Origin of the sequence: Lysobacter sp. MMG2, assembly GCF_016735495.2 — a bacterium.
Taxonomy (GTDB): domain Bacteria; phylum Pseudomonadota; class Gammaproteobacteria; order Xanthomonadales; family Xanthomonadaceae; genus Lysobacter_J.
Map to the genome: position 1 here is coordinate 175501 of NZ_JAERQY020000003.1, position 26233 is coordinate 201733.

Annotated in this window: 23 protein-coding genes; 15 read left to right on the plus strand and 8 right to left on the minus strand. The window is 68.1% G+C overall.

The features are described from left to right. Window positions 1-55: 55 nt before the first annotated feature. On the plus strand, window positions 56-1492 hold the full coding sequence (locus JI752_RS12770; RefSeq protein WP_216964643.1) for a coniferyl aldehyde dehydrogenase: 1437 nt from the start codon (window positions 56-58) through the stop codon (window positions 1490-1492). Between the two features lie 4 nt (window positions 1493-1496). On the opposite strand, the gene ltaE is transcribed toward JI752_RS12770, so the two are convergent. Next, a complete protein-coding gene (ltaE, locus tag JI752_RS12775; RefSeq protein WP_216964644.1) occupies window positions 1497-2513 on the minus strand; it encodes a low-specificity L-threonine aldolase in 1017 nt (338 codons plus the stop codon). Between the two features lie 88 nt (window positions 2514-2601). On the opposite strand from ltaE, the gene xth reads away from it, so the two are divergent. Beyond that, window positions 2602-3369 carry an exodeoxyribonuclease III gene (xth, locus tag JI752_RS12780; RefSeq protein WP_216964646.1) on the plus strand — a complete coding sequence of 256 codons (768 nt, stop codon included), beginning with the start codon at window positions 2602-2604 and terminating at the stop codon, window positions 3367-3369. A gap of 269 nt (window positions 3370-3638) precedes the next feature. Here the strand turns inward: xth and JI752_RS12785 are convergent, their stop codons facing one another. After that, complete coding sequence (locus tag JI752_RS12785) at window positions 3639-3908, minus strand: GlsB/YeaQ/YmgE family stress response membrane protein (RefSeq protein WP_216965346.1); 270 nt, start codon at window positions 3906-3908, stop codon at window positions 3639-3641. Between the two features lie 92 nt (window positions 3909-4000). Further along, window positions 4001-5323, minus strand: coding sequence for an AMP-binding protein (locus JI752_RS12790; protein ID WP_254200832.1), 1323 nt, complete (start codon window positions 5321-5323; stop codon window positions 4001-4003). 139 nt (window positions 5324-5462) lie between these two features. On the opposite strand from JI752_RS12790, the gene JI752_RS12795 reads away from it, so the two are divergent. The 11 genes from JI752_RS12795 (at window position 5463) to rpmG (ending at window position 14256) form a co-directional block, all read left to right on the plus strand. Continuing rightward, window positions 5463-6062 carry a 4'-phosphopantetheinyl transferase superfamily protein gene (locus JI752_RS12795; RefSeq protein ID WP_216964650.1) on the plus strand — a complete coding sequence of 200 codons (600 nt, stop codon included), beginning with the start codon at window positions 5463-5465 and terminating at the stop codon, window positions 6060-6062. Between the two features lie 112 nt (window positions 6063-6174). Continuing rightward, the gene (gene rsmG, locus JI752_RS12800) at window positions 6175-6837 is read left to right on the plus strand and encodes a 16S rRNA (guanine(527)-N(7))-methyltransferase RsmG (protein ID WP_216964652.1); all 663 of its coding nucleotides are present in this window, start codon (window positions 6175-6177) and stop codon (window positions 6835-6837) included. Between the two features lie 197 nt (window positions 6838-7034). Further along, complete coding sequence (locus JI752_RS12805) at window positions 7035-7850, plus strand: AAA family ATPase (RefSeq protein WP_216964654.1); 816 nt, start codon at window positions 7035-7037, stop codon at window positions 7848-7850. After that, on the plus strand, window positions 7847-8758 hold the full coding sequence (locus JI752_RS12810; RefSeq protein WP_216964656.1) for a ParB/RepB/Spo0J family partition protein: 912 nt from the start codon (window positions 7847-7849) through the stop codon (window positions 8756-8758). Before JI752_RS12805 ends, JI752_RS12810 begins: the two co-directional genes overlap by 4 nt. Window positions 8759-8774: 16 nt before the next feature. Beyond that, entirely contained in the window at window positions 8775-9200 is a 426-nt protein-coding gene (locus tag JI752_RS12815) for a DUF4279 domain-containing protein (RefSeq protein WP_216964658.1), read from the plus strand. A gap of 22 nt (window positions 9201-9222) precedes the next feature. Beyond that, complete coding sequence (locus JI752_RS12820) at window positions 9223-10206, plus strand: NAD-dependent epimerase/dehydratase family protein (RefSeq protein WP_216964660.1); 984 nt, start codon at window positions 9223-9225, stop codon at window positions 10204-10206. Next, the gene (locus JI752_RS12825; RefSeq protein ID WP_216964662.1) at window positions 10203-10943 is read left to right on the plus strand and encodes a glycosyltransferase family 2 protein; all 741 of its coding nucleotides are present in this window, start codon (window positions 10203-10205) and stop codon (window positions 10941-10943) included. The genes JI752_RS12820 and JI752_RS12825 overlap by 4 nt, the downstream gene beginning before the upstream one ends. Before the next feature lie 13 nt (window positions 10944-10956). Next, window positions 10957-11298, plus strand: coding sequence for a lipid-A-disaccharide synthase N-terminal domain-containing protein (locus JI752_RS12830; protein WP_216964664.1), 342 nt, complete (start codon window positions 10957-10959; stop codon window positions 11296-11298). Between the two features lie 504 nt (window positions 11299-11802). Next, a complete protein-coding gene (locus JI752_RS12835; RefSeq protein ID WP_254200835.1) occupies window positions 11803-13539 on the plus strand; it encodes a DUF885 family protein in 1737 nt (578 codons plus the stop codon). Window positions 13540-13841: 302 nt separating this feature from the next. Further along, complete coding sequence (rpmB, locus tag JI752_RS12840) at window positions 13842-14078, plus strand: 50S ribosomal protein L28 (protein WP_216964667.1); 237 nt, start codon at window positions 13842-13844, stop codon at window positions 14076-14078. A 13-nt stretch (window positions 14079-14091) separates the two neighbouring features. After that, a complete protein-coding gene (gene rpmG, locus JI752_RS12845) occupies window positions 14092-14256 on the plus strand; it encodes a 50S ribosomal protein L33 (RefSeq protein ID WP_115842766.1) in 165 nt (54 codons plus the stop codon). A 211-nt stretch (window positions 14257-14467) separates the two neighbouring features. Here the strand turns inward: rpmG and JI752_RS12850 are convergent, their stop codons facing one another. Next, window positions 14468-17365 carry a TonB-dependent receptor gene (locus tag JI752_RS12850; RefSeq protein WP_254200752.1) on the minus strand — a complete coding sequence of 966 codons (2898 nt, stop codon included), beginning with the start codon at window positions 17363-17365 and terminating at the stop codon, window positions 14468-14470. Window positions 17366-17403: 38 nt separating this feature from the next. Next, window positions 17404-18378 carry a helix-turn-helix transcriptional regulator gene (locus tag JI752_RS12855; RefSeq protein WP_216964669.1) on the minus strand — a complete coding sequence of 325 codons (975 nt, stop codon included), beginning with the start codon at window positions 18376-18378 and terminating at the stop codon, window positions 17404-17406. Between the two features lie 126 nt (window positions 18379-18504). Between JI752_RS12855 and cls the strand changes: the two genes are divergently transcribed. Both cls and JI752_RS12865 read left to right on the plus strand, forming a co-directional pair. Next, on the plus strand, window positions 18505-19932 hold the full coding sequence (cls, locus tag JI752_RS12860; protein ID WP_216964671.1) for a cardiolipin synthase: 1428 nt from the start codon (window positions 18505-18507) through the stop codon (window positions 19930-19932). Window positions 19933-20011: 79 nt separating this feature from the next. Next, the gene (locus JI752_RS12865) at window positions 20012-23467 is read left to right on the plus strand and encodes a PAS domain-containing hybrid sensor histidine kinase/response regulator (RefSeq protein ID WP_216964673.1); all 3456 of its coding nucleotides are present in this window, start codon (window positions 20012-20014) and stop codon (window positions 23465-23467) included. Between the two features lie 3 nt (window positions 23468-23470). Here JI752_RS12865 and JI752_RS12870 read toward each other — a convergent pair whose 3' ends face one another. The 3 genes from JI752_RS12870 to JI752_RS12880 all read right to left on the minus strand — a co-directional run bounded on the left by JI752_RS12870 (window position 23471) and on the right by JI752_RS12880 (window position 26185). Further along, window positions 23471-24799 (minus strand): sorbosone dehydrogenase family protein, encoded by a 1329-nt coding sequence (locus tag JI752_RS12870; protein WP_216964675.1) that lies wholly within the window; start codon window positions 24797-24799, stop codon window positions 23471-23473. An 87-nt stretch (window positions 24800-24886) separates the two neighbouring features. Continuing rightward, entirely contained in the window at window positions 24887-25330 is a 444-nt protein-coding gene (locus JI752_RS12875) for a VOC family protein (RefSeq protein ID WP_216964677.1), read from the minus strand. Window positions 25331-25360: 30 nt separating this feature from the next. After that, entirely contained in the window at window positions 25361-26185 is an 825-nt protein-coding gene (locus JI752_RS12880) for a helix-turn-helix transcriptional regulator (protein WP_216964679.1), read from the minus strand. Between the last annotated feature and the right edge of the window lie 48 nt (window positions 26186-26233).

The following is a 26233-nucleotide window of genomic DNA, read 5'->3' on the forward strand; positions in this document are numbered from 1 at the left end:
GACCGCGCCGGTTTGGCCCCTGCGGCCGTCGCGGCCCGGGTCTACACTCGACCGTATGGACATCACCGCCGACACGCCGCTCGACGAACTCGCCACCACCCGCGACGGCCTGCGCCGCGCCTGGCTGGCGCGCAAGCCAGACATCGCCCAGCGCCGCGCCGACCTGCTGCGCCTGCGCAAGGCGTTCCGCGAGCGCATCGGCTCGATGGACGAGGCGATCCGCGCCGACTTCGGCCACCGCAGCGAGCACGAGAACCTCCTGTCGGAGGCGATGATCGTGCTCGCCGAACTCGATCACGCCATCAAGCATCTGCGCCGCTGGACGAAACCGCGCCGCGCCGCCGTGGGCTGGCGCTTCTGGCCGGCCAGCGCGCGCATCGTGCCCGAGCCGGTGGGCGTGGTCGGCATCCTCTCGCCCTGGAACTACCCGGTGAACCTGGCGCTGGTGCCGCTGGTGTCGGCGATCGCGGCCGGCAACCACGTTTACCTAAAGCCGTCCGAACACACCCCGCGTACCAGCCGCTGGCTGCGCGAATTGGTGTCGGAGGTGTTCCCGGCCGACCGCGTCGCCGTCGCACTCGGCGGACCCGAGGTCGGCGCCGCGTTCGCCGCACTGCCCTTCGACCACCTGCTCTTCACCGGTTCCACCGCGGTCGGCCGCAAGGTGATGGCCGCCGCCGCGCCGAACCTGACGCCGGTGACGCTGGAACTGGGCGGCAAGGCACCGGCGGTGGTGTGCCCGGATTTCCCGCTCGACCGCGCCGCCGCGCGCATCGCCACGGGCAAATGGTTCAACGCGGGCCAGACCTGCATCGGGGTGGACTACGTGCTGGTCGACGAAGCGCGCGTGAGCGCATTCGTCGAGGCAGTGCAGTCCGAACTGCGTGCGCGTTATCCCGACTTCGAAGCCACACGCGACTACACCCGCATCATCAACGACGGCCAGTACGCGCGACTGCGCGGCTACGTCGACGATGCCCGCGCGCGCGGCGTGGTCGCGGTGGAACCCGTTACCGCCACGCTCGACGCCGCCGCACGCGAGCGCCTGGCGCGGGAACGACTGTTCCCGCCGACGCTGCTGGTGGAACCTCCGGCGGACAGCGAGGTCATGCGCAACGAGATCTTCGGGCCGATCCTGCCGGTGATTTCCTACCGCGGCCTCGACGATGCCATCGCGCGCATCCGTTCGATGGACCGGCCGCTGGCGCTGTATCCCTTCAGCAACGACGCGCGCGAGGTGAACAGGATCGTCGAAGCCGCGCTCGCGGGCGGTGTCACCGTCAACGACACGCTGCTGCACTTCGGTGCGCACGACCTGCCCTTCGGCGGCATCGGCCCCAGCGGCATCGGCGCGATCCACGGCCGCACCGGATTCGACACCTTCAGCAAGCTGCTGCCGGTGTTCCGCCAGCGCCGCTTCGCCGGCAGCGATCTGCTGAAGCCGCCGTACCGGGGTTTCGTCGACCGCATGGTGCGCTTGCTGGTGCGTTGACGCCTCAGCCGGCGGCGAACGCGCGCAACGCCTGCACCGTGCGCTCCACGCCCTCGTCGTCCACGTCCAGGTGCGTCACCAGCCGGATCGCCGGCGTATAGCCGATCGACACGCGGATGCGCGCATCGTCCAGCGCGCGGCGCAGGGCATCGTGGCGTTCCACCGGCACGTCGATGAACACCATGTTGGTGTGCTGCGCGACGACGTGGATGCCGTCCGCGCCGCGCAATCCTTCGGCGATGCGCGCGGCGCGCGCGTGGTCGTCGGCCAGGCGCGCGACGTGGTGATCCAGCGCGAACGACGCCGCGGCCGCGAGCATGCCCGCCTGGCGCATCCCGCCGCCGACGACCTTGCGCCAGCGCCTCGCGCTTTCGATCAGCTCGCGCGTGCCGAGCAGCACCGAGCCGACCGGCGCGCCGAGCCCCTTCGACAGGCACACCGACACGCTGTCGAAGTGCCGCGCGATCTCGCGCGGCGCCACGCGCAGCGCGACGGCGGCGTTGAACATGCGCGCGCCGTCCAGGTGCAACGACAGTCCGCGGCGATCGCACAGCGTGCGCGCATCGGCGAGGTAGGCCAGCGGCAACGCGCGGCCGTGCCAGGTGTTTTCCAGGCAAAGCAGGCGCGTGCGCGCGAAGTGCGGGTCGATCGGCTTGATCGCGCGCTCCATCGCGTCCAGCGGCAACGTGCCGTCGGGCGCGTGCACGAGCGGCTGCGGCTGGATCGAGCCCAGCACTGCCGCGCCGCCGCCTTCGTACTTGTAGGTGTGCGCGTCCATGCCGACGACGTACTCGTCGCCGCGCTGGCAGTGCGCCATCAGGCCGATCAGGTTGGACTGCGTACCGCTGGGCACGAACAGGCCGGCCTGGAAGCCAAGATCGTCGGCCAGCCGCGCCTGCAGCGCATTCACCGACGGGTCCTCGCCGTAGACGTCGTCGCCCACCGGCGCGCGCATCATCGCCTCGCGCATGGCGACGGTGGGCTGGGTGACGGTGTCGCTGCGCAGGTCGATCCAGTGCATGGCGGGGTCGGCTTCGGGAACTCCATCGAGTATGCCAGCGCACCGCGGCGGACTGGCAGTGCGCGGCCGGGCGGCTACACTTCGCGCCATGAAGATCGCCAGCTGGAACGTCAACTCCCTCAACGTGCGCCTGCCGCACCTGGAACAGTGGCTTGCGCAATCGCAGCCGGACATCGTCGCGCTGCAGGAGACCAAGCTGGAAGACGCACGCTTCCCCGATGATCCGCTCATCGCGATGGGTTACCGCAGCGTGTTCGCGGGGCAGAAGACCTACAACGGCGTCGCCGTGCTCTCGCGCGAGCGTGCCAGCGACGTGCAGGTCGGCGTGCCTGGCTTCGAGGACGAGCAGAAGCGCGTGATCGCCGCGACCGTGGGCGATCTGCGCATCGTCAACCTGTACGTGGTGAACGGGCAGGACGTGGGCACCGACAAATACGCCTACAAGCTGCGCTGGCTGGAGGCCGTGCACGATTGGCTGGCGCAGGAACTCCTCACCCATCCCCGGATGATCGTGCTGGGCGATTTCAACATCGCCCCGGACGACCGCGATGTGCACGACCCGGCGGTGTGGAACGACGACCACATCCTCACCTCGCGGGCCGAGCGCGATGCACTGCGCAGGCTGTATTCGCTGGGGCTGCACGATGCCTACCGCGCGCTCAACCCCGAAGAGGCGCAGTTCAGCTGGTGGGACTACCGGCAGGGCGGTTTCCGCCGCAACCTCGGCCTGCGCATCGACCTGACCCTGGTGTCCGAAGCGCTGCGCCCGCATGCGATGGCTTCGGGCATCGATCGCGAGCCGCGCACGTGGGATCAACCGAGTGATCATGCGCCGGCGTGGGTGGAGCTGGGTTGAGAGGGCTTGCGGTTGTAGCTGTCGCTTGAGCTTGAGCTTCTTGCTGTTGCTGTTGCTGTTGCTGTTGCTGTTGCCTTCGTCTTCTTCGGCAAAGGCCCTGGAGCCAAATCAAAATGGATTCCAGCTTTCGCAGGAATGACGTGACGGAGCGGAATGCGTGACGGCGTGGGTCCCGGCCTTCGCCGGGATGACGGGGAGTTCGGGTTCCCGAGAAAAGCGAAGGCCCGGCAAGCCGGGCCTTTCGCCTTGCACATCGCGTACGACGCGCCTCAGCGCACGCGACCTCGCCGGAACAGATTCACGATCGCCAGCAGCACGATCGCGCCGACCAGCGACATCAGCAGCCCGCTCAGGCTGAAGTCGCCGCTGTTGATATCGCCGCCCAGCCCGAACATCCCACCGAGCCATCCGCCGATGAAGGCGCCCACGATGCCCACGATGATGTTCAGGAACAGGCCCTGCTGCGCGTCGGTGCGCATCACCAGGCTGGCGATCCAACCGATCACGCCGCCGACAATGAGCCAGATCAGGATGCCCAACATGCTCGCGCCTCCTGCGATGAAGGGGGTGCCCCGCGCGGGGCGACGCGAGTCTGTGCCCGCCGATGTGACGGACGCGTGCAGCGACGTGCTCAGGCCGGCGCGTGCGGCTCGTGTGCGTGCAACAGCACTTCCAGCGCGTGGCGCGGGAGCTTGCCGGTCTCGTTGCGCGGCAAGGCGTCCACACGGCGCAGCGGACGCGGCAGGAACACCGGATCCAGCTGTTGCCGCAGCGCGTGGTGGATCGCCGCCTCGTCCAGTGTCGGCGCGACGACCAGCGCGGCGATGCGCCGCACGCCGATGGCGTCTTCCTCGTCGAGCTGGAACATCACGCCGTCCTCGACGCCCGGCACCGCCAGCAGCTTGCGCGTGAGGTCGCCCAGCGAGGCGCGCTTGCCGGCGATCTCGAGCAGGTCGGCGTTGCGTCCGCGCAGCTCGAAACGGCCATCGGCGTGGATTTCCATCAGATCCGCGAGCACCACCGGCTCGGCCAGGTGCGGTGCAAGCACGGCGGTCCCGTCCGGCTGCGGCGCCAGGCGCACGCCCGGCAGCGGCGTCCAGGCGATGTCGCGCGCCGTACGACGGCGAGCGAACACGCAGGTTTCGGTGGAACCGAAGACTTCGCGCACTTCGCAGGCGTAGCGCACTTCAGCCTGCGCGGCGAGCTCCGACGGCAACGGCGCGGTCGCCGAGACGATGCCGGCCAGTGGCGGCAGGTCCAGGCCCGAGGCCACCAGCGCGCGCAGGTGCACGGGCGTGGTGATCAGCAGAGGCGGCGTCGGCGAATCGTGCAGCGCGCGCGCGACGTCGGCCGGGAACAACGGCCGCGCCGCATGCACGGCGACCGGCCCCAGCAGCGGCAGCAGCACCGACATCTCCATGCCGTACATGTGCTGCGGCGGCACGGTGGCGATGACGTGGGTGACGTCCTCGCGCAGCAGGCCGTCGAAAGCGGCGAGGTTCTGCGCGGTGCTGGTGCGGAAGCTGTCCCAGCGCTTGGTGTAGGCGCGCGGCTGGCCGGTGCTGCCGGAGGTGAAGCCGATCGCGACGAGCGCCTGCGCATCCAGGGCCAACGGCGGGCCGTCGAGCTCCTCCAGCTCCGCGGGCATGCGCACGCAGTGCGGCGGAGCGGGCGAGAGTTCGACGTCGGTCAGGCAGTAACTGTCCGGGTAATGCGTCAGCACCTGCTCGACCACGCCCGGCGCGCGCGAGGACGGCATCAGCGTCGTCTGTCCGCGCACCGCCACCGCGCAGAAGGCGACGAGGTAGCGGTAGCGGTCTTCGCACAGGTTCAACGCGTGGCGCGCGGCCGGAAGCCGGGCGGCCAGCGCGCGCACGTGGCGGGCGAACGCGGCGCGGTCGATGGCGTGGCCGCCTTCGTCGAAGGCGATGGGAAGCGATGGCGCACCGTGCATAAGGGGCACGGGCGAGGACGGGACGATGGTGGATTCGACGACCGCGGACATTTGGCGTTTGGCTGTGTTCTGCGGCGACGCCGCTTCCCCTGGCGTTACTTTACGCTGGCGGCCGCCACGGCTCCCCAACGACTGTTTCATGTCCCTGTCCGAACCCGCAACGAAGTGCCGGACCCCGGTGCGCTGGGCCTGGCGGCCGCACCCGCCGCGCGCCCCGGCCGAGCCGCTGGCGCGCGAATGGCTGGCCGCGGAGCTGGGCGTGCCGCCGCCGGCCTTGCCGCTGGGTCGCGACGCGCGCGGCCGGCCGCGGCTGGGCGGCGCCCTGGGCGCCTGGGACTGCAATTGGAGCCACAGCGGCGACGGCCTGCTGATCGCGCTGGGTCACGGCGTGCGGGTCGGCATCGACCTGGAACACCTGCGCCCGCGAGCGCGTGCGCTCGATCTGGCGCAGCGCTACTTCACCGCGCCGGAGCTGGCCTGGCTGCACGCCGCGCCGTCCGCGGCGGTGCGCGACCACGGCTTCCTGCGCCTGTGGTGCGCGAAGGAAGCGGTGCTCAAGGCGCACGGGCACGGCATTTCCTTCGGCCTGCACCGCCTGCGCTTCGCCGAGTCGCCCGACGGTCTGCGCCTGGTCGAATGCGACCCCGCGCTGGGAGCGCCGGGCGACTGGTCGCTGCTCGAATTGCAGCCGGAGCCGGATTACCTCGGTGCGCTGGCGTGGCGAAGCCGGGATTCGTGATTCGTCAGGAGCGGCACGACGGCCCCCAAGGTACCCTGTGCGCGCTTTTACGAATCCCCAATCCCGAATCCCGAATCCCGGGCGTTCCCATTCCCCATTCCCGTTCCACCGCATGAACACCCCCGCCCCCTTCGACCCCTCGCTGCGCCGCACCCTGGACGATGGCCTGCGCGCGCTCGCGCTGGACCCGACCGCGGCCGCGCCGCTGCTGGACTACCTCGCCCTGCTGCTGCGCTGGAACAAGACCTACAACCTCACCGCCGTGCGCGATCCGCACGAGATGGTGGTCAAGCACCTGCTCGATTCGCTGGCGATGCACCCGTACCTGGACGAGCTGGCCGCGCGCGGCGGGCACCTGGCCGACCTGGGCACCGGCCCGGGGCTGCCGGGGATTCCGCTGTCGATCGTCAAGCCGGGCCTGAAGGTCACGCTGGTGGAAAGCAACGGCAAGAAGGCGCGCTTCATGCGCGAAGCGATCCGCCAGCTGGGCCTGCCGGGCGCGCGCGTGGCCGAATCGCGCATCGAAGCGGTGGACGAGCCCGGCGCGTACGACGCGATCACCGCCCGCGCCCTGGCCACGCTGCCGCTGATCCTGGAACTGGGCGGCCACTTGCTCAAGCCCGACGGTCGCCTGCTGGCGATGAAGGGCGTGCACCCGGCCGACGAGATCGCCGCGCTGCCGCCGGGCTGGCGGGTCGAGGGCTCCCATCCGCTGCGGGTCCCGGGGCTTGACGCGGAGCGTCATCTGATCGTGATCGCCCGGGCAGGTTCGTAAACCGGACGCAACCGTCGGTCTACCGGGACCGTCGCAAGTGCTTGATCCGGCGCAGCCCGCGCCCGCAGGCGCATGGCCGGAGCCCATACAGCTACCGGCGAAGGCGCGCGCGAGTTCCCATCCGGGCATAATCACCGGTCCGGCCCCACGCCGGCCTCATTCCGCGCCTTAACCATTACCAGCCCAGGACGAGCCGCATGGCCCGCATCATCGCCGTCGCCAACCAGAAAGGCGGGGTCGGCAAGACCACCACCGCCGTCAACCTGGCCGCCGCGCTCGCGCGCACGCCCAAGCGCGTGCTGCTGGTCGACCTGGACCCGCAGGGCAACGCGACCATGGGCAGCGGCATCGACAAGCGCGAGATCGAGACTTCGATCTGCGACGTGCTGCTGGGCGAAGCCGAGGCCCCGTCGATCCTCAAGCGCACCGCCGAGGAATTCGACCTGCTGCCGGCCAACATCGAGCTGACCGCGGCCGAAATCAGCCTGATGAGCGCCACCGACCGCGAGCAGCGCCTCAAGGCCGCGCTCGCCCCGCTGCGCGCCAACTACGACTACATCCTGATCGACTGCCCGCCGGCGCTGTCGCTGCTCACGCTCAATGCGCTGACCGCGGCGGACTCGATCATCGTGCCGATGCAGTGCGAGTACTACGCGCTGGAAGGCATCAGCGCGCTGCTGGACACCATCGAAGCGCTCAAGGCCAGGCTCAATCCGGCGCTGGAGATCGAAGGCGTGCTGCGCACCATGTTCGACGTGCGCAACAACCTCGCCAACGCGGTCTCGGCCGAACTCACCAAGCATTTCGGCGATCGCGTGTTCCGCACCATCGTGCCGCGCAACGTGCGCCTGGCCGAGGCACCGAGCTACGGCCAGAGCATCGTCGGCTACGACCGCGCCAGCCGGGGCGGCATTGCCTACATGGGCCTGGCCGGCGAAGTGCTGCGCCGCCAGCGCGAGCGCGACACGGCAGCCAAGTCCGCACGCGCCGAAGTTAAGGAGACGACGGCATGAGCGTAGCCAACAAGAAGCGCGGCCTGGGCCGCGGTCTGGAAGCATTGCTCGGGCCCAAGGCCGCCGCCGAGGCGCCGGCCCTGGAGGCCGTGGAAGGCGACGTGCTGCGCCACCTGCCCGTGGACGCGCTGACGCCCGGCAAGTACCAGCCGCGCAAGCATTGGGACCAGGAGAAGCTGGCCGAGCTGGCCGAGTCGATCAAGGCGCAGGGCGTGATCCAGCCCATCGTCGTGCGCGACCTGGGCGGCAAGCGCTACGAGATCATCGCCGGCGAACGCCGCTGGCGTGCGACGCAGCTGGCCGGGCTCAACGAGATTCCGGTCGTCATCCGCGAAGTCGACGACCGCACCGTGGTCGCGATGGCGCTGATCGAGAACATCCAGCGCGAGGACCTCAATCCGCTGGAAGAGGCCACCGCGCTGCAGCGCCTGATCGACGAATTCGACCTGACGCACGCCCAGGCCGCCGAGGCCGTCGGCCGTTCGCGCGCCGCCGTGTCCAACCTGCTGCGCCTGCTGGAACTGCCGGCGGAAATCCGCGTCCTGCTGGAAACCCATTCGCTGGAAATGGGCCACGCCCGTGCCCTGCTGGCGCTGACGCCGCAGGCGGCGATCGCCCTGGCGCGCCAGGCCGCCGAACACGGCTGGTCGGTGCGCGAGGTCGAACACCGGGTGCAGCAGCTGTCCGCCGGCCAGATCCCGACCAGCAGCGCCGCCAAGCCCAAGGCCGCCAAGGCCCGGCCGCAGGCGGACATCGCCGCGCTGGAACGCGAGCTGTCGGAGTCGCTCAACACCAAGGTCAACGTGTTGCACGGCCGCGCCGGCAAGGGCCGGCTGGTGATCCACTACACCGACCTCGACTCGCTGGAAGGCGTGCTCGAGAAGCTGCGCGGTACCGTCACCGAGTAAGGACGAGGCGGCCGGCATGAATCCGTACCGCTACAAGGTTTCCCTGCGCGCGATGCACCCGCGCGACGACCTGCGCCCCCTGTTCGACCAGCTCGGCCTGGCGCCCGTGCGCACCTGGCGCGCGGGCGAGCGTCGCGCCACGCCGTCCGGCGCCGCCCTCGGCGGCGTGTACCGCGAAAGCTACGCCTACACGAATCTGACACATGGATCGCGAAACTGGTCGGATGAGGACCTCCAGGACTACCTGAAGGGCGTGCAGCAGCGGCTGGCGATGCATCGCGACACCCTGCACACGTTCTACATCCGGGGCGGACGTTGCGGCCTGTCGATCGGACTGTCGGGCGAAAGCGGCTTCGGCTTCGAGCTCGATCCGGCATTGGGCGCGGGACTGGCGGACCTCAAACTGACCCTGGGTTTCGATTTCCACGCCGAACCCGACTGACCTCCACCCCCACGGGACCCCGATGGCTGACATTTCCCCCGGCACCATCCTCGTCACCGGCGCCGCCGGCTTCATCGGCGCATACACCTGCCGCGCACTGCAGGCACGCGGCGAGACCGTCATCGGTCTGGACAACTACAACGACTACTACGACCCGAAGATCAAGCGCGACCGCGTGGCCGCGCTGTGCCCGGACGTGGACATCCGCGCGCTCGACCTGACCGACCGCGACGGCCTGGCCGCGCTGTTCGACGAAGTCCGCCCCACGCGCGTGGTGCACCTGGCCGCGCAGGCCGGCGTGCGCTATTCGCTGACCAACCCGCACGCGTATGTCGACAGCAACCTGACCGGCTTCGTCAACATGCTGGAGTTGTGCCGACACCGCGGCGTGCGGCACCTGGCATACGCGAGTTCGTCTTCCGTGTACGGCGATTCGGCGACGCCGCCGTTCTCCGAAGACCAGCGCATCGACCAGCCGCGTTCGCTGTACGCCGCCACCAAGGCCGCCAACGAACTGATGGCCCACACCTACGCGCACCTGTACGGCCTGCGCGCGACGGGCCTGCGCTTCTTCACCGTGTACGGCCCGTGGGGCCGGCCGGACATGGCGCCGCTGCTGTTCTCCCGCGCGGTGCTGGCCGGACGGCCGATCGACGTGTTCAACCACGGCAAGATGCAGCGCGATTTCACCTACGTCGACGACATCGTCGCCGGCGTGATCGGCGCGCTCGACCACCCGCCGGAAGGCGAAGTGCCGCACCGCGTCTTCAACCTCGGCAACCACACGCCGGTGGAGCTGGAGCGTTTCATCGCCGTGATCGAGGCCGCCGCCGGCGTCACCGCGCAGAAGGTGTACAAGCCGATGCAGCCCGGCGACATGATCCAGACCATGGCCGACACGCAGCGCGCGCACGACGCCTTCGGCTTTGATCCGGCCATCTCCATCGAAACCGGCCTGCCACGCGTCGTGGCCTGGTGCCGCGACTACTTCGGCCCGAACGCATGAGCGCATCCCCGCACTTGTCCGTCGTCGTCCCGGTGTTCAACGAGCGCGACAACGTGGCGCCGCTGGTGCACGAGATCACCGCGGCGTTGCGCGGCCGCGCGCCGCAGGACGGCGGCGATTTCGAGATCGTCTACGTCGACGACCAGTCGCGCGACGACACACTCGACGTGCTGCGCGCGCTCAAGGCCGAGGTGCCCGAACTTCGCGTGGTGCACCACGTCACCCAGAGCGGCCAGAGCACCGCGATCCGCAATGGCGTGAAGGCCGCGCGCGGTCAATGGATCGCCACGCTCGACGGCGACGGCCAGAACGATCCGGCGGACATTCCGAAGCTGCTGGCCGAGCGCGCGAAGTCCACGGGCGAGGTGAAGATGTTCGCCGGCTGGCGCGTCAACCGGCGCGACAGCGGCAGCAAGCGCTGGGCGTCGAAGTGGGCCAATGCGATCCGCGCGCGCATCCTGCGTGACGACACGCCCGACACCGGTTGCGGGATCAAGCTGTTCGAGCGCGCCGCGTTCCTGGAACTTCCGCACTTCAACCACATGCACCGCTACCTGCCCGCACTGATGCAGCGCGCGGGCTACAAGACCGTGAGCGTGCCGGTGAACCACCGCGCGCGTTCGACGGGCGTGTCCAAGTACAACAATCTCAACCGTGCGCTGGTGGGCATCAGCGACCTGCGCGGCGTGGCCTGGCTGATCCGACGCGGCAAGGTCACGCGCACTGAAGAAGTCTGACCAGGGGGTTCCAATGGAATACGACTTCATGAACCACCCCATCGCGTGGCTCGAATGGACCGGGCTGCACATGTCGCCGTGGAAGATCATCGGCCTGACCGGCGCGCTGATGTTCGGCGGCCGCTGGCTGGTGCAGTTCGTCGCCTCGCGCAGGCACGGGCGGCCGGTCATCCCGCGCCTGTTCTGGTACATGAGCCTGATCGGCAGCGCGATGACGCTGGCGTACTTCGTGTTCTCGCAGAAGCAGGACTCGGTGGGCGTGATCCAGAACCTGTTCCCGGCCTTCACCGCGGCCTACAGCCTGTACCTGGACATCAAGCATCGCGGGTGGAAGCGGGATCGCGCGACGCATTGAGCGGGTTGGGAATCGGGAATCGGGAATCGGGAATCGGGAATCGGGAATCGGGAATCGGGAATCGGGAAAGCGTCTCCGAAGCCGTCATCCCGGCGAAGGCCCGGGATCCAGGCTGTCACGCGGTCCGACACTTCCCGTCATTCCAGCGAAAGCTGGGTCTCTTTGGCCGCCGCATGGCGGCGCTATCCATTTTGCTGTGCTGCTCACAGGCATCGGGAAGGCGTGAAAAGTCCCTGGATTCCCGCCTACGCGGGAATGACGGTGGGGCGGTTTGCCGGAGAGGAAGTGCCCGTACGCCATAAGGTTGCGGACCTACGTCCCGGCCTCCGCCGCGATGACGGCAACCTTTGGGGTGCGCCACCACCCCGCCCCCTGTGCCAAATGTGTCCATCCGCCCCGCCACCGCGGCCTTCGTCGCGCTCCCGCTTCCGGCCCATGCCATCGCCCCATCCGCGATGCGATCATCCGGCGATCCATCGCCCGGGGAATTCCGTGAAACGCCTCCTGCTCGCGGCCGCGCTGTCGGCCCATGTCGCCCTTGTCTCGTCCGCCGCCCTCGCCGGGCCCGTCGACGACCGCTTCCAGGCCATCTACGACAAGGAATGGACCTGGCGGCAGGCCGAGACCGGAGCCGCCGACGAGGACAATGACGGCTCCAGCGACCGCCACACGCTGCCGTCGATCGACGCGGCCAGCCAGAAGGCGCGGCTGAAGGTGTGGGAAGACGTGCTGCGCCAGCTGGACGGCGTCGACGTCGCCCAGCTCGGCGAACAGAACAAGGTCAACTACGCCGTCTACCGCGCACAGGTGGAGAACCTCGCCGCCGACGTGCGCCTGCGTTCGTACGAGATGCCGTTCAACTCGGACTCCTCGTTCTGGTCGAACCTGGGCTTCATGACGCGCCGGCCGCTGCGCACGACCGCCGACTACGAGGCCTACATCGACCGACTGCGCGACGTGCCGCGCTACTTCGACCAGAACGTCGCCAACATGCGCGCCGGCCTGTCGCGCGGTTTCAGCGTGCCGCGCGCGGTGCTGGACGGACGTGACGTGTCGATCGCGGGCGTCGCGGAGGTGAAGGACCCGCAGCAGTCGAACTTCTACGAGCCGTTCAAGCGCATGCCGGCGTCGATTTCCGCAGACGACCAGGCGCGCCTGCGCGAAGCCGGCGCGGCGGCGATCCGCGATCGCGTGATCCCGGCGTACGCGAAGCTGCTGACGTTCTTCCGCAACGACTACGTGCCGCACGCGCGCAAGACGCTGGGCGCGGAGCAGATGCCGGACGGCCAGGCGTTCTATCGCCAGCAGATCCGCGAATACACTACGCTCGACCTGAGCCCGGAGGAGATCCACCAGATCGGGCTGACGGAAGTGGCGCGCATCCAGGCCGAGATGGACGCGATCATCAAGCAGGTCGAGTTCAAGGGGAGCTTCGCGGACTTCCTGAAGTTTCTGCGCACCGACAAGCAGTTCTACGCGACCACGCCGCAGGAGTTGCTCGACAAGGCCGCGTGGATCTCCAAGCGCGTCGACGGCGAGATCGGCAAGTTGATCGGCACGCTGCCGCGCGGACGGTTCACCATCGTGCCGGTGCCGCCGGACATCGCGCCGTTCTGGACCAGCGGCCGCGGCGGCGCGGGCACGTACTGGGTGAACACCTACAACCTGCCCTCGCGCCCGCTCTACAACCTGCCGGCGCTGACGCTGCACGAATCCGCGCCAGGCCACGCCCTGCAGGGTTCGCTGGCGAAGGAACAGGGCGACCTGCCGGCGTTCCGTCGCGAGACCTACATCTCCGCCTACGGCGAGGGCTGGGGCCTCTACAGCGAGAAGCTCGGCGTGGAGATGGGCATCTACCAGACGCCGTACGAGGACTTCGGTCGCCTGACCTACGAGATGTGGCGCGCGTGCCGCCTGGTCATCGACACCGGCGTGCACCACAAGGGCTGGACCCGCGACCAGGCGCTGGCCTATCTGCGCGACCGCACCGCCCTAAGCGAGCACGAGGTGACCACCGAGGTCGACCGCTACATCTCCTGGCCCGGCCAGGCGCTGAGCTACAAGCTGGGCGAGATCACCATCGTCCGCCTGCGCGCCGAGGCCGAGAAGGCGTTGGGGCCGAAGTTCGACGTGAAGGCCTTCCACGACGCCCTGCTCAGCGAGGGCTCGGTGCCGCTGCCGGTGCTGGAGGAGCAGGTGCGGGCGTTCATTGCGAAGTCGGCCGGGGCCAAGACGGGCTGACCGCCGGCCGCGTCTGGCGGGAGGCGGGCTCCCCGCCTCCCAGCGCGTTCGGCCTGCCCCGCGCGGCGGCGCGCTCGACGCACGGGCTGGCAAATCGTGCCGCGGCGCGGCATAATGCCCGGCTCGCTGCGTCCGGTCTGTCCGTCAGGACTCGACCGGGCGGGGTCCGGAAGCACGATTCCGTCCCGCCGCCGGCAGCCAGGATTCACCACCCGCATCGTGCATCGCTTCCGGAGGTCCGGACGCGGAGGGGCCGCCGCCTCCCTGGCCAAGGGAGACACCATTTACCTTTCGAGGTGCGTATGGCCCGTATTTGCCAAGTAACCGGCAAGCGAACGACGACTGGCAACAACGTCTCGCATGCTATGAACAAGACCCGCCGCCGCTTTCTTCCCAACCTCCACGAGCGCCGCTTCTGGGTCGCTTCGGAGAACCGTTGGGTGAAGCTGCGTGTTTCCAGTGCCGCCCTGCGCACCATCGACAAGAATGGCATCGATGCCGTCCTCGCCGACCTGCGTGCTCGCGGCGAGAAGATCTGAGGAGAACTGACCCATGGCTTCCAAGCGCGACAAGATCCGCCTGATCTCCTCGGCCGGCACCGGCCACTTCTACACCACCGACAAGAACAAGAAGAACACGCCGAACAAGATGGAGGTCAAGAAGTACGACCCCGTCGTTCGCAAGCACGTGATCTACAAGGAAGGCAAGATCAAGTAAGCCGCCTTCCGGCTTGTTGGTTGCAGCAAACGAAAACCCTGCCGCGAGGCGGGGTTTTTGTTGTGCGCAGATCCTAGGTCAGCCCGTGCGTCCAAGCATAGCTTCGCAGTCGGCAACAGGCCGCGTGGTCTCGACCAACCTCCCGATCAAAGCACTACGGCCCCTTTCGGGGCCGTAGTGGAGCCGTCATCTGCAGGAGTCGCCTGCAGTATCAGAAGCTCTGCTGATACTTCAGGTACCAGAACCGGCCAATGTCGAAGCCGCCGTTGTAGACAAAGCTGCTGTCCGGCTTGCTGTACATGATCGGACCTTCGTGGTCGAACACGTTGTTGGCACCGATGGCAACCGTTGCATTCCAAGGCGTGTGGTAGGACACCTGCATGTCGTGGAAGGTGTTCGATCCGAAGTTGCGCACTGCCTGCGCCTGCGTGTACGACGAGACAAACCCGGGATTGTCACAAGATTCGTCGTAAGCACACGCTTCCTTCGCGCCCGAGTAATAGCGCATGTTCCAGTTCGCGCTCCAATCGCCAAGCGTCCACCCCATACCGAGGTTGGAACGCACGCGATAGTTGACACCTTCACTGTCTGCCCAGCCGTTGTACTGCTGGACGGGCGTCACGTCTTCGTTGTCGCGCTTGTACTCGAGGTAATCGACATACGTCGACTTCCAGTCGATCTTGAACTGGCCGAAGGAGGTTTCCGGCAGCTTATAGCTCAGCGCGAAATCGTAGCCGGCCGTTTCCTGATAGCCGCCGTTGATGAGCGTACGGGTAGCATCAATCACCTGGTAGCGCTTCAGGACGTTCCTATTGCCGCCTCCCGCACGTTCGAATCGGTCGCACGACGCCTCAATGCCGAGCAGGTAGCACTGATTCAGGATTGAGGTGACCGTTTCGGAAGCAATCACATTGTCAATGTGGATCTTCCACCAGTCCAAGCTAACGTTGAGCCCCTCGGCGAAGCTGGGGCTCCACACCAGACCAAACGTATAGCTCTTGGAGGTTTCCGGAGTGAGATTGGGATTGGATCCGGACAAGTACGTGTAGTTCGTCTGCGTACCCGGTCCGGTCGCGGCCACCCCTCCCGAGGCTTCCTGTCGGAAGGTACTCGGAATGCCATCCGCAGCGCAGCGGGCGGCCACGGAAGGATTGCGGCTCGCGGCACCGAAGCTGCTATCGCAAGGGTCAGTCAGATTGTCGAACGTCTCCGTCGTTCCGCCATACAGATCACTAACGGTCGGTGCACGGAAGCCGGTTGCGTAGGTACCGCGGACCAGCAGGTCGTCAACCGGCTTCCACTTCAGCCCGAACTTGCTGTTCACCGTGTCGCCGAAGGTGCTGTAGTCGGAATAGCGCCCCGCTACGTTGAAGGTGAGCTCTTTGGCCCCTGGCAGGTCTGCAAGGACGGGAATGAGGAATTCGAGATAGACCTCATCCAGCGAGTAACCGCCGCTGGTCGTGCTTCCGGCGAGATCGGTGGTCAGTCCAGACTGGTCCATCGCGTCCGGCTCAAACAGCGCCTGCTCGCGACGGTGTTCGACACCCGTCGCCATGCTGAGGTCGCCAGCCGGCAATTCAGCCAGTACCCCGGAAATGTTGGCCGAGTAAACGGTCGTTTCCGTATCCGAAGTGCCATGGCTTGTCGGGAAGAGGTAGGCGCGCAGCGCCCCATCGGAGGTGAGCGATCCGGGCGCATTCATGCCGTATGCGGCGAGCGGATTCCACGGCACGCATCCCTCGATTTCCGCTCCCGGCGAGCCGCAATGTATCGCGCCGTCCCGCCCTCGGAACGATGGGCCTACGGCATTCTCGACGTTCGGCAGGAACAGATTCCCCGTGCCGGTTTTAACGCCCTTGTTCTGGTTATAGAGGTAGCCAATGTCCCAGTCCCACGGCTTGTCGGCGATTTCGAAGCTACCTTCGAAGCCACCGGTAAAGCGATAGGTGGTGAGTTCCGAACGCGTCTGGCGCGGCACTTCCCATGTGCGACGCAGGAAGTCGACATCTTCGTCGATCGGATTGAAGTAGCTGTCAGCGGAAAGCGGCGTGCCGTATACAGACGACTGGTACGGGTACCCAGCAATCTGTTGCAGCGTCTCGCGATGCGTGTATAGCGCGTCCGCTTTGAACGCGACCGAATCGTTCACATCGAAGCGGCCATTGGCGAACAGTGAGCGGCGTTCCAGACCGGTCTGGAGAAACATCTGCTGATTCGTATTGGCATAGTCGTGCAGCGGATCGGTAACATGAAAGTCGGCGAAGTTCGTCGGATCTCCATTCGGATTCACCGTCCAGCTGGTGCCGTCGCCGTCGATCATGCGGCCCTTCTGCGTCGTAGCGCTCCAACCGTTTGCACGGATACGGCCGTTGTAGATGTCCGGCACAGGATGACTTGGTCCCATGGGATGTGCACTGAACTCACGATCCTTTGCCAGGACCGGATCTTCCTTGCTGTATTCGACGCCCAACGCTACGGCGCTGCGCTCACCGGAGCTTCCGATCAGGAAGTTGTAGACCTGCTTTGATCCATCGCCCTGATCGTACTGCCCAAGATACGCACTGGCCTCGGCGCCATCAAAGTTCTTGCGGGTGATGATGTTGATCACACCTGCAATGGCATCGGAGCCGTAGATCGCAGATGCGCCATCCGTCAGCACTTCGACACGCTCGACAATCGAAGTCGGGATCGAGGCGAGATCCGAGTAGCCCGCGGACGTAATGCCCATTCGCTTGCCGTCGATCAGCACCAAGGTACGTTCGGGCCCGAGATTGCGCAGGTCGACGTATTGGCCGCCCGTCTCCTCACCCGACGAAAGTGCGTCCGCGCGGCTTATTGCCGGCGTACCTGCGGCGCTAATGTTCTGCACGATGTCGGCGATGCTGGTGAAGCCCTGCTTCTGGATCTCTGCACGAGTCAGGCTGATGACCGGCTGCTGGGTTTCGACATCCGTGCTGCGAATACGCGAACCCGTGACGACGAGGCTGTCCAGCGTGGTCGCGTCCTTGCCAGATTCCTGCGCCATGGCGAACGCCGGCGACAGCGCGACCGCGATGCCCGCCGGCAGCAGGCCGACGCGCACGGCGGTGCGCAAACTACGATGCTTCATTTCTCTCTCCAGATATCTGTTATGGGCGCGTTAAAGCGCTACGAAACCTTATGGCCCGAGTGCGCCGCGACGGTTTCCCGTGCGTAGCGGACGCGCTCGCGACTCGCGGCAATGTGGTTTGCGCGCGAAGGGGCGCACATTTGCGCAGTGGGCTGTTCGCTGTGTGCGATCGAGTTTCGATAGTCCGACGCGGTCATGCCGAAATGCGCGCGGAAGCTGCGGGCGAAGCTGCAGTTGTTGTCGAAGCCACTGGCGATGGCGACCTCGCCGATGGTCATCGGTGTGGTCGACAGCAGGTTCGCCGCGTGTCGCAACCTCAGGTTGGCGCAGGCGGCCTGCGGGCTTTCGCCGTACAGGCGGTGGAACACCTTGGAGAAGTACCACATGGAGAACTGGGTGCGTTCGGCCAGTTCGGAGACGCGGATGATGCGGTCGCAGTTGCCTTCCATGAACAGTCGGGCGCGCTGCATGCGCTCGAACACCTGGCGCTTGCGGGCCAGCGAGGCCCCCGGGCATTGCGGGATGCGGCTGCGGTCGTCGCCCTGCATGGCCTCCAATGCCAGCAGCAGCGAGCGCACGCGCGCCTGGTAGCCCGTCGCGCCGGCCGTGGCTTCGGTGTGGCGTGCGGCGCGGTACCACGCGCGCGCGATCGACCGCGCCTGCGCCGCCGGCACCTGCCCAAGGCCGACGTGAAGGTCGAAGCTGCCGAAGCGCGTCATGGCCTTGAGCGCTTCGTCCGACACGGCAATGCCGATGCACACGCCCTGCGCGTCGGCCTGGACGAGCGGGGCGGAATCGCGGGCGAAGGCGATCCAGTCGCCGGCGCGCAGGTAAAAGCGGCCTTCCTTCGCCTCGACCCAGGCGCTGCCGCGCATCTGGATCCAGATCGACAGCTCCTGCCCGTGGAACTCCACGCTGCCCAGGCGCGAGGCGCCGACGCAACGTGTCCACTGGCCTTGCGCCGGGCCGATGCGCAATAGGTGTCCCCGGTCAGCCCACTTTGCCTTATCCATGAATCTTCATGTCGTGTGAGGGTCCCGCAGGCTGATCGAGCAACGCGAAGGCCGCCACGTGAGAAATTCGCAGGCAGGATCAGCACGTTTTCCGGCCCGATGCGGGCATCCCGGTCTCATGCTCCAATGCCGCCCATGGGCATCGAACTGCACCCGGGCTATTGGCTGTTGCTGCTCGACTGGCTGATCCGCCTCGCCGCACTGGCGTGGATTCCGGTGAAGAGTCCGCCCGCGGCGGCGCGCACCTGGCTGCTGCTGGTCGGCTTCCTGCCGCTGTTCGGGCTGCCGCTTTATCTGCTGCTTGGCCACCCATGGCTGGCGAAGCAGCGCCGGCAGCGTCAGGCACTGGCGTCGCAGCTGATCCGCGACCGCCAGCGCGACCTGTCCATGCTGCGTTGGACGCCGGCGGCGCACGGCATGTCGGCCGACATCGCGCGACTGGCCGAACGCCTGGGCGATTTCATGCCGATGCACGGCAACACGGTCGCGCTGCTGGACGATTACGACGCGTCGCTGGCTTCGCTCATCGCCGATATCGACGCCGCGCAGGACGAAGTCCACCTGCTCTACTACCTGATGTTCGACGACCACGTCGGCCAGGCGGTGACGGCGGCACTGATGCGCGCCAGTGCGCGCGGCGTGCGCTGCCGGCTGCTGCTCGACGCGGTGGGCGCCAAGCCCGGCCTGCGCGCGTTCGCCCGGCCGTTGCGCCAGGCCGGCGTCGACGTACGCGCGATGCTCGCCGGCGGACTGCGCTGGCGCAGCCTCTCGCGCATGGACCTGCGCAACCATCGCAAGCTCGCCCTGATCGACCGGCGCATCGGCTACATCGGTTCGCAGAACCTCGCCGACGCGGAGTTCGTGCGCGAGCGTCCGAATCGTGAGCTTGTCGCGCGCGTGCAAGGCCCGGTGGTGCGGCAGATCGCGGCGCTGTTCGCCAGCGACTGGCTGATCGAGACGGGCGATCGGCTGGTGATCGGCGAATTCCCCACCCTCGTCGAAGGCAGCACACCGGCGCAGTTGCTGCCGAGCGGCCCGGCGTATCCGTTCGAGAACGCACGCAACGTGGTGGTCGCGCTGGTGCAGCGCGCTCGCAAGCGCGTGGTGCTCGTCACGCCCTACTTCGTACCTGACGACATGACGCTGGGTGCATTGCGCGTGGCGGCGCTGTCGGGCATCGACGTGCAGCTGGTCCTGTCGATGAGCAACAACCAGCGCATGACGCGCTGGGCGCAGCGTTCGTACTACGACGAGCTGCTCAAGGCCGGCGTGCGCATCGCGCTGTACCGGCCGCACTTCCTGCACGCCAAGCACCTGAGCGTGGACGACGAGGTGGCGCTGATCGGTTCGATCAACCTCGATTTCCGTTCCTTTGCGCTCAACGCCGAGGCCGGCCTGCTGTGCTACGACCCCGCCGTGGTGGCGCGCCTGCACGAGGTGGAGCGCGATTACCTCGCCGACGCCCAGTGGCTGGACCTGCACGACTGGCGCCGCCGGCCGCGCTGGCACCGCAGCGTGGAGGGCATGGCGCGGCTGGCCGATTCGCTGATGTAGGGCGGCCGGGCGCCGGGGCCGCGCCTGGCCGCCGCCGGCGTTCTACACTCGCCATGTCTACCTGCGAGGCGGGCCTTACGTGATTCCGGGCTGGATTCTGCTGCTGGTGTCGGCGGGCTACGTCGGCGTGCTGTTCGCGGTCGCCTATTTCGGCGACCAGCGCGAGACCACGCCGCGCGCGCGCTGGCTGCGGCCGGCCGTCTATTCGCTCGCGCTGGCGGTGTACTGCTCCTCGTGGACGTTCTACGGCGCGGTGGGCACGGCCGCGCGCACGGGCCTGGGCTTCCTGCCGATCTACCTGGGGCCGCTGCTGATGCTGGCCTTCGGCTGGCGGATCCTGGAGCGGCTGGTGCTGATTTCCGGCGAGCACCGCATCGTTTCCATCGCCGACTTCCTCTCCTCGCGATACGGCCGTGCACCGGGGCTGGCGGCGCTGGTCGCGGCGGTGGCGTTGACCGCGGCTGTCCCGTACGTCGCACTGCAGTTCAAAGCGGTGGCGATGAGCGTGGAGGTGTTGGCCGACGTCCCCAGCGATGCGGGGCTGCTCTCGGACCCCGCGTTCTACGTGGCGCTGCTGCTGGCGGCGTTCGCGATCTTGTTCGGCACACGCCAGATCGACGCGACCGAGCACCATCGCGGCATGGTCCTGGCGATCGCGCTGGAATCGCTGGTGAAGCTGCTGGCCTTCCTCGCCATCGGCCTGTTCGCGCTGATGCACCTGCCGGGCACGGGCAACCTGATGGAACGCATGGTGCAGGCCGCGCCGGTGGTGATGGCGCCGGGGCTGCCGGCGGGATTCGTCGCGCAGACGCTGCTGGCCTTCACCGCCATCGTCTGCCTGCCGCGCCAGTTCCACGTCGCGGTGGTCGAATGCCAGGACCCGTCCGACCTGCGCCCGGCCCGCTGGCTGTTCGGCGGTTACCTGGTGCTGATCTCGCTGCTGGTGGTGCCGATCACGCTGGCGGGGCAATCGCTGCTCGCCGGCAGCGGTGCATCGCCGGACACCTACGTGCTCGCCCTGCCGCTCGCGCTGCAACAGGAGACGCTGGCGCTGATCGTGTACATCGGCGGGTTCTCCGCGGCCACGGGCATGGTGATCGTCGCCAGCGTGGCGCTGGCGACGATGGTGAGCAACGATCTGGTCATGCCGCTGCTGCTGCGCGGCGGTGCACTGCACGAGAGCCAGGGCATCGACAAGCAGGTGCTGTGGGTGCGTCGCATCACGATCTTCGTGCTGGCGATGATGGCCTACGGCTATCACCGCGGCTCGGCCTACTACGCCGAAGGCGAGGACACGCTCGCGCAGCACGGACTGCTGGCGTTCGCGGCGGTGGCGCAGTTCGCGCCGGCGCTGATCGGCGGCCTGTACTGGCGGGGCGCGAGCCGTTCGGGCGCATTCGCCGGTCTGTTCGCGGGCACGGTGCTGTGGCTCTACACGCTGCTGTTGCCGGCGCTGGCGCGCGGTGGCTGGTTTGGCAGCGGCTGGATCGAGCAGGGCCCGCTCGGCGTGGACTGGCTGCGGCCGGAGCAGCTGTTCGGTCTGCACGGGTGGGATCCGCTCACGCACGGTACGTTCTGGTCGCTGCTGTTCAATGTCGGCGTGTTCCTCTTCGTGTCGGTGCGACAGCGCCCGCGACTGCAGGAGCAGCTGCTCGCCGCGCCCTTCCTCGATCCCTACGTGCAGCGCCCCGCGCTCGGTCCCGGTGGCTGGGCCGGCAGCGTTCGCGGCGGCGAACTGCTCGCGCTGGCCGAGCGCATCGTCGGCGAGCGCCATGCGCGTCGTGCATTCGAGGAATACGCCCAGCAACAGGGCCGCGCATGGCAGCCCGAACAACCCGCCGACCGCGCGCTCGCGCAATTCACCGAGCGCCTGCTCGCCTCCGCGATCGGCGCGGCGTCGGCGCGCCTCACGCTCACCACCGCGTTGCGCGGCTCGGGCATGGAGCTGGGCGAAGTGGTCGCGCTGCTCGACGAGGCGAACCAGGAGCTGCGCTTCAATCGCCAGATCCTTTCCACCACGCTGGAAAACATCAGCCAGGGCGTGAGCGTGGTCGACGCGGAGATGCGCCTGGTCGCCTGGAACCGGCGTTATCAGGAGCTGTTCGAGTACCCCGACGGCATGCTCTATGTCGGTCGGCCGGTGAACGACCTCATCCGCTGGAATGCCGAGCGTGGCGAAATGGGACCGGGCAGCATCGAGGACCAGGTGCGTCGTCGCCTCGCCCACCTGCGCGCCGGCGCGCCGCATGTGTTCGAACGCGTGCGCGCCAACGGACAGGTGATCGAAATGCGCGGTCGCCCGCTGCCCGGCGGCTACGTCACCACCTACAGCGACGTCACCGACTACAAGCGCGCCGAACAGGGCCTGCGCGAAGTCAACGAAACGCTGGAGCAGCGCGTGGAACTGCGCACGCGCGAAGCCGAAGCGGCGCAGCAGTCCAAGACGCGCTTCCTCGCCGCGATCAGCCACGACGTGCTGCAACCGCTAAACGCCGCACGGCTGTTCGCAAGCGCGCTTCGCGAGACGCCGGACGCCGTGGAGCAGGCGCACCTGGCCGAACGCGTCGACGCCTCGCTGCGCGCCGCCGAGGACCTGCTCGACGGTCTGCTCGACATCTCGCGCCTGGATGCCGGCGCACTGCGCATCGAGATCACCGACTTCGACGTCAACGAGCTTCTGCGCGAGCTCGTGGCGCAGTACGCGCCGGTGGCCGCCAGCCGTGGTCTGCAACTGCGCGTGCGCGCGCCGGACACACCGCGTCCGGTGCGCAGCGACCGCCGCCTGCTGCGGCGTGCGCTGCAGAACTTCCTGGCCAACGCGTTGCGCTACACGCGCGAAGGCGGCGTGCTGATCGCCGCTCGCGTGCGCGATGGCGCGGTGGAATTGCAGGTGTGGGATACGGGGCCCGGGATTTCCGAGCATCACCTGTCGCAGATCTTCGACGAGTTCCGCCGCTTCGAGCAGCCCAGCACTGCGGGCGAGCGCGGCCTCGGCCTGGGCCTGTCGATCTGCCAACGCGTCGCGCGCACGCTCGAACACCCGTTGCGCGTGCGATCGCGCGTCAACATCGGCAGCGTGTTCTCGATCACCGTGCCCTTCGGACGCACGATGTACGCCGCGCCGACGCCCGAGCCGCACCTGGTGATGGGCGGCGATTCATTGGCCGGACTGCGCGTGCTGTGCGTGGACAACGATCGCGAGATCCTCGACGGCATGCGCAGTCTGCTGCAACGCTGGGGCGTGGTGCCGCTCACCGCCGCCAATGCCGACGAAGCGCTGGCGCTGTTGTCCGAGCATCCGGACGTGGCGCTGGTGGACTATCACCTGCACGACCGTCTCGATGGGCTCGGCGTGATCGATTCGCTGCGTTCGCAATGCGGACGTCCTCTGCCCGCCGCGTTGCTGACCGGCGACGGCAGCGACGCGCTCAAGCTCGCCGCGCGCGAGCATAACTGCCGCGTGCTCACCAAGCCCGTGAAACCGGCCTCGCTGCGCGCCTTCCTCGCCGCGCAGCGTCAGGCCGTGCAGGTGTGACCCTCAGCGCGAAGCACTCACGCGCCACACGGCGTTGCCGACGTCGTCGGCGACCAGCAGCGCACCGTCGCGTGCGATCGCCACGCCGACCGGGCGACCGCGCGCGTTCTCCTGCGCATCGAGGAAGCCGGTGAGCACGTCCACCATCGTGCCGCGGGGTTGTCCATTCGCGGACGGCACGAAGACCACCTTGTAGCCCGACAGCGGTTTGCGGTTCCAGGAGCCGTGCAATCCGACGAAGGCGCCGTCGGCGTAACCGTCGCCCAGTTTCTGCCCGCGCGCGAAGGTCAGCCCCAGCGGCGCCACGTGCGAACCCAGCGCGAAATCCGGCACGCGCGCACGCGCCACCAGGTCCGGCTTCTGCGGCTTCACGCGCGCGTCGACGTGCTGGCCCCAGTAGCTGTAAGGCCAGCCGTAGAACGCATCGGCATCCACGCGCGTGAGGTAGTCGGGCACCAGATCGCTGCCCAGTTCGTCGCGCTCGTTCACCACGGCCCACAGGGCGCCGGTGTTCGGCTCCCATGCCAATCCAACGGGATTGCGCAGCCCGCTCGCGAACACGCGCCGCGAGCCCGTGGCCGGATCGATGACGAGCACGGCGGCGCGGTCGATCTCCGCCTCCATCCCGTTGTCGGCGATGTTGCTGTTGGAGCCCACCCCGACGAACAGCTGCTTGCCGTCCGCAGAGGCCACCAGGCTCTTGGTCCAGTGATGGTTGAGCTGGTCGCCGCTGCCGGGCAGGTCGAGCACCTTCTGCGGGGCGGCGCTGGCCTGCTGCTGCCCCGTGGTGTACGCGAATCTCACCAGCGCATCGGCATTGGCCACGTACAACGTGTCGCCGACGAGCGCCATGCCGAAGGGCGAGTTGAGTCCCTGCGCGAAGACAGAGCGCGTTTCCGCGACGCCATCGCCGTCGGCATCGCGCAGCAACGTGATTCGGTTCGCGCTGGGCACGCCGGAGCCGGCACGCTTCATCACCGATCCCATCACCTTGCCCTTGATCCCGCCGATGCCACGCTTGCCCGGCGGTGCGTTGCTCTCGGCGACCAGCACATCGCCGTTGGGCAGCACGTACAGCCAGCGCGGGTGATCCAGGCCGCTCGCGAATTCCTTCACTTCAAGGCCCGCGGCCGGCACCGGCATCTCGCCCACGCCCCATCCCTTCGCGGGCGCGATGTGCACGGTGGGAATCGCGGAGGATTCCGGCGCCGCGAGCGTCGGCTTCTTCCCGGTGTCTTCGCCGCCACGCAGTTGGGCCTCACCGCCGCAGCCGGCCAGGCTTGCAAACAGTGCGAAGGCGATGGCTTTTCTCACGGCATTCACGGCGCGCATCCGCTACGGAATCGGTCTGCAGCAGTACGCCAGACGGCGTGGATCGGACGTGATCGGTGCAGGCTGCGGTTCAGCGGGATGCGTGGGTCAGCACGGCTCGGTGAGCGCGACGAAACGCCGCTGCATCTCCTGTGCGGTCACGTCCTCGATGCTGTGGCCGATGTTCCAGCGATGGCCCGCAGGGTCGCGCACCACGCCGGAGCGCTCGCCGTAGAACTGGTCGCGCGCAGGCATCACCAACTCGCCGCCGCGGGCCAGGGCGCGCGCGATCACCGCATCGGCGTCGTCCACATGCACATGCAATGTGACGCACGACGGTGCCGACGCCTGCGGCGGCGCGATGCCGTACTCGGGGTACGGCTCGCACAGCATCAGCGTGGTGCCGGCCAGCGTGACTTCGACATGCCCCACGCGTCCGCCGCTGTCGACCAGGCGCAGTGTTTCCTGCGCGTCGAAGACCTCGCGATAGAACGCGACGGCCGCATCGGCATCGGGCACGCACAGGTACGCGAACAGCTCACGGGTGCTCATGGTCGGTCTCCGCAATGAAGGTGGCCCACGCTATCGCGCGGTGCCGCTACGGTCTTGAAGGAAATTGACCTCAACGTGGCGGCCACCGGCCGGATTGCCGGCCCGGTATGTCTGCGGCGTAAGTCCCGAGAGCGCACGGAATTCGCGCGCCAGGTGCGCCTGATCGCTGTAGCCGGCGGCGAACGCGACGTCGGCGAGCGCGCGCTCCGGCATCAGCGCGAGCGCGCGCCGGAAGCGCAGGACGCGCGCGTACTCCTTCGGCGACAGCCCCGTCGCGGCGCGGAAGCGCAGGAGGAAATGGCGATGGCTGAGGCCGCTGTCGGCCACGGTCTCGCGCACGAGCCGACCTTGACGCAACGTCTGCATCGCGCGGGCGATGGCCGGATGCATGGCGCGGATCGGCCGCACCTGCGCAAGCAGCGCCTGCTGCAGCACGATCGCCCGGTGCTCTACGCCGTCCGCGCACGCCACGCGATCGCGCAGGCGCTCCACGTCGAGCGGATTCCACAGGTCTTCGAGCGCGACGTGTTGCCCGTGCAGTGCATCGGCATCGCAACCGAACAGCGCCTGCATCGCACCGGGACGCAGTACCGCGCCGACGGACGCAGCGCCATCGGCGTGTTTCGCGTAGAAGCCGTCGCGTGCCCCGGCCAGCGTCGCCGTACCCGCGCATCGGCCGTGCGCATCGGACGCATCGCGATAGAGCCGCAACGGCGCGTCGAGGCGAACCGACAGGTGCATCGTGCCGGACGGCAGTACGTGTTCGCGATGCGGCGCCACATGCAAGGAAGCCTCACGCGACCAGACGGCCTGCACGAAGGGGCGCAATGCGGCGATGGGGCGCGACGGGCGCATGGTGCGGAGCCTACACCCGGGGCGGGCAAGGCGCCGTCGCGGAGCGGG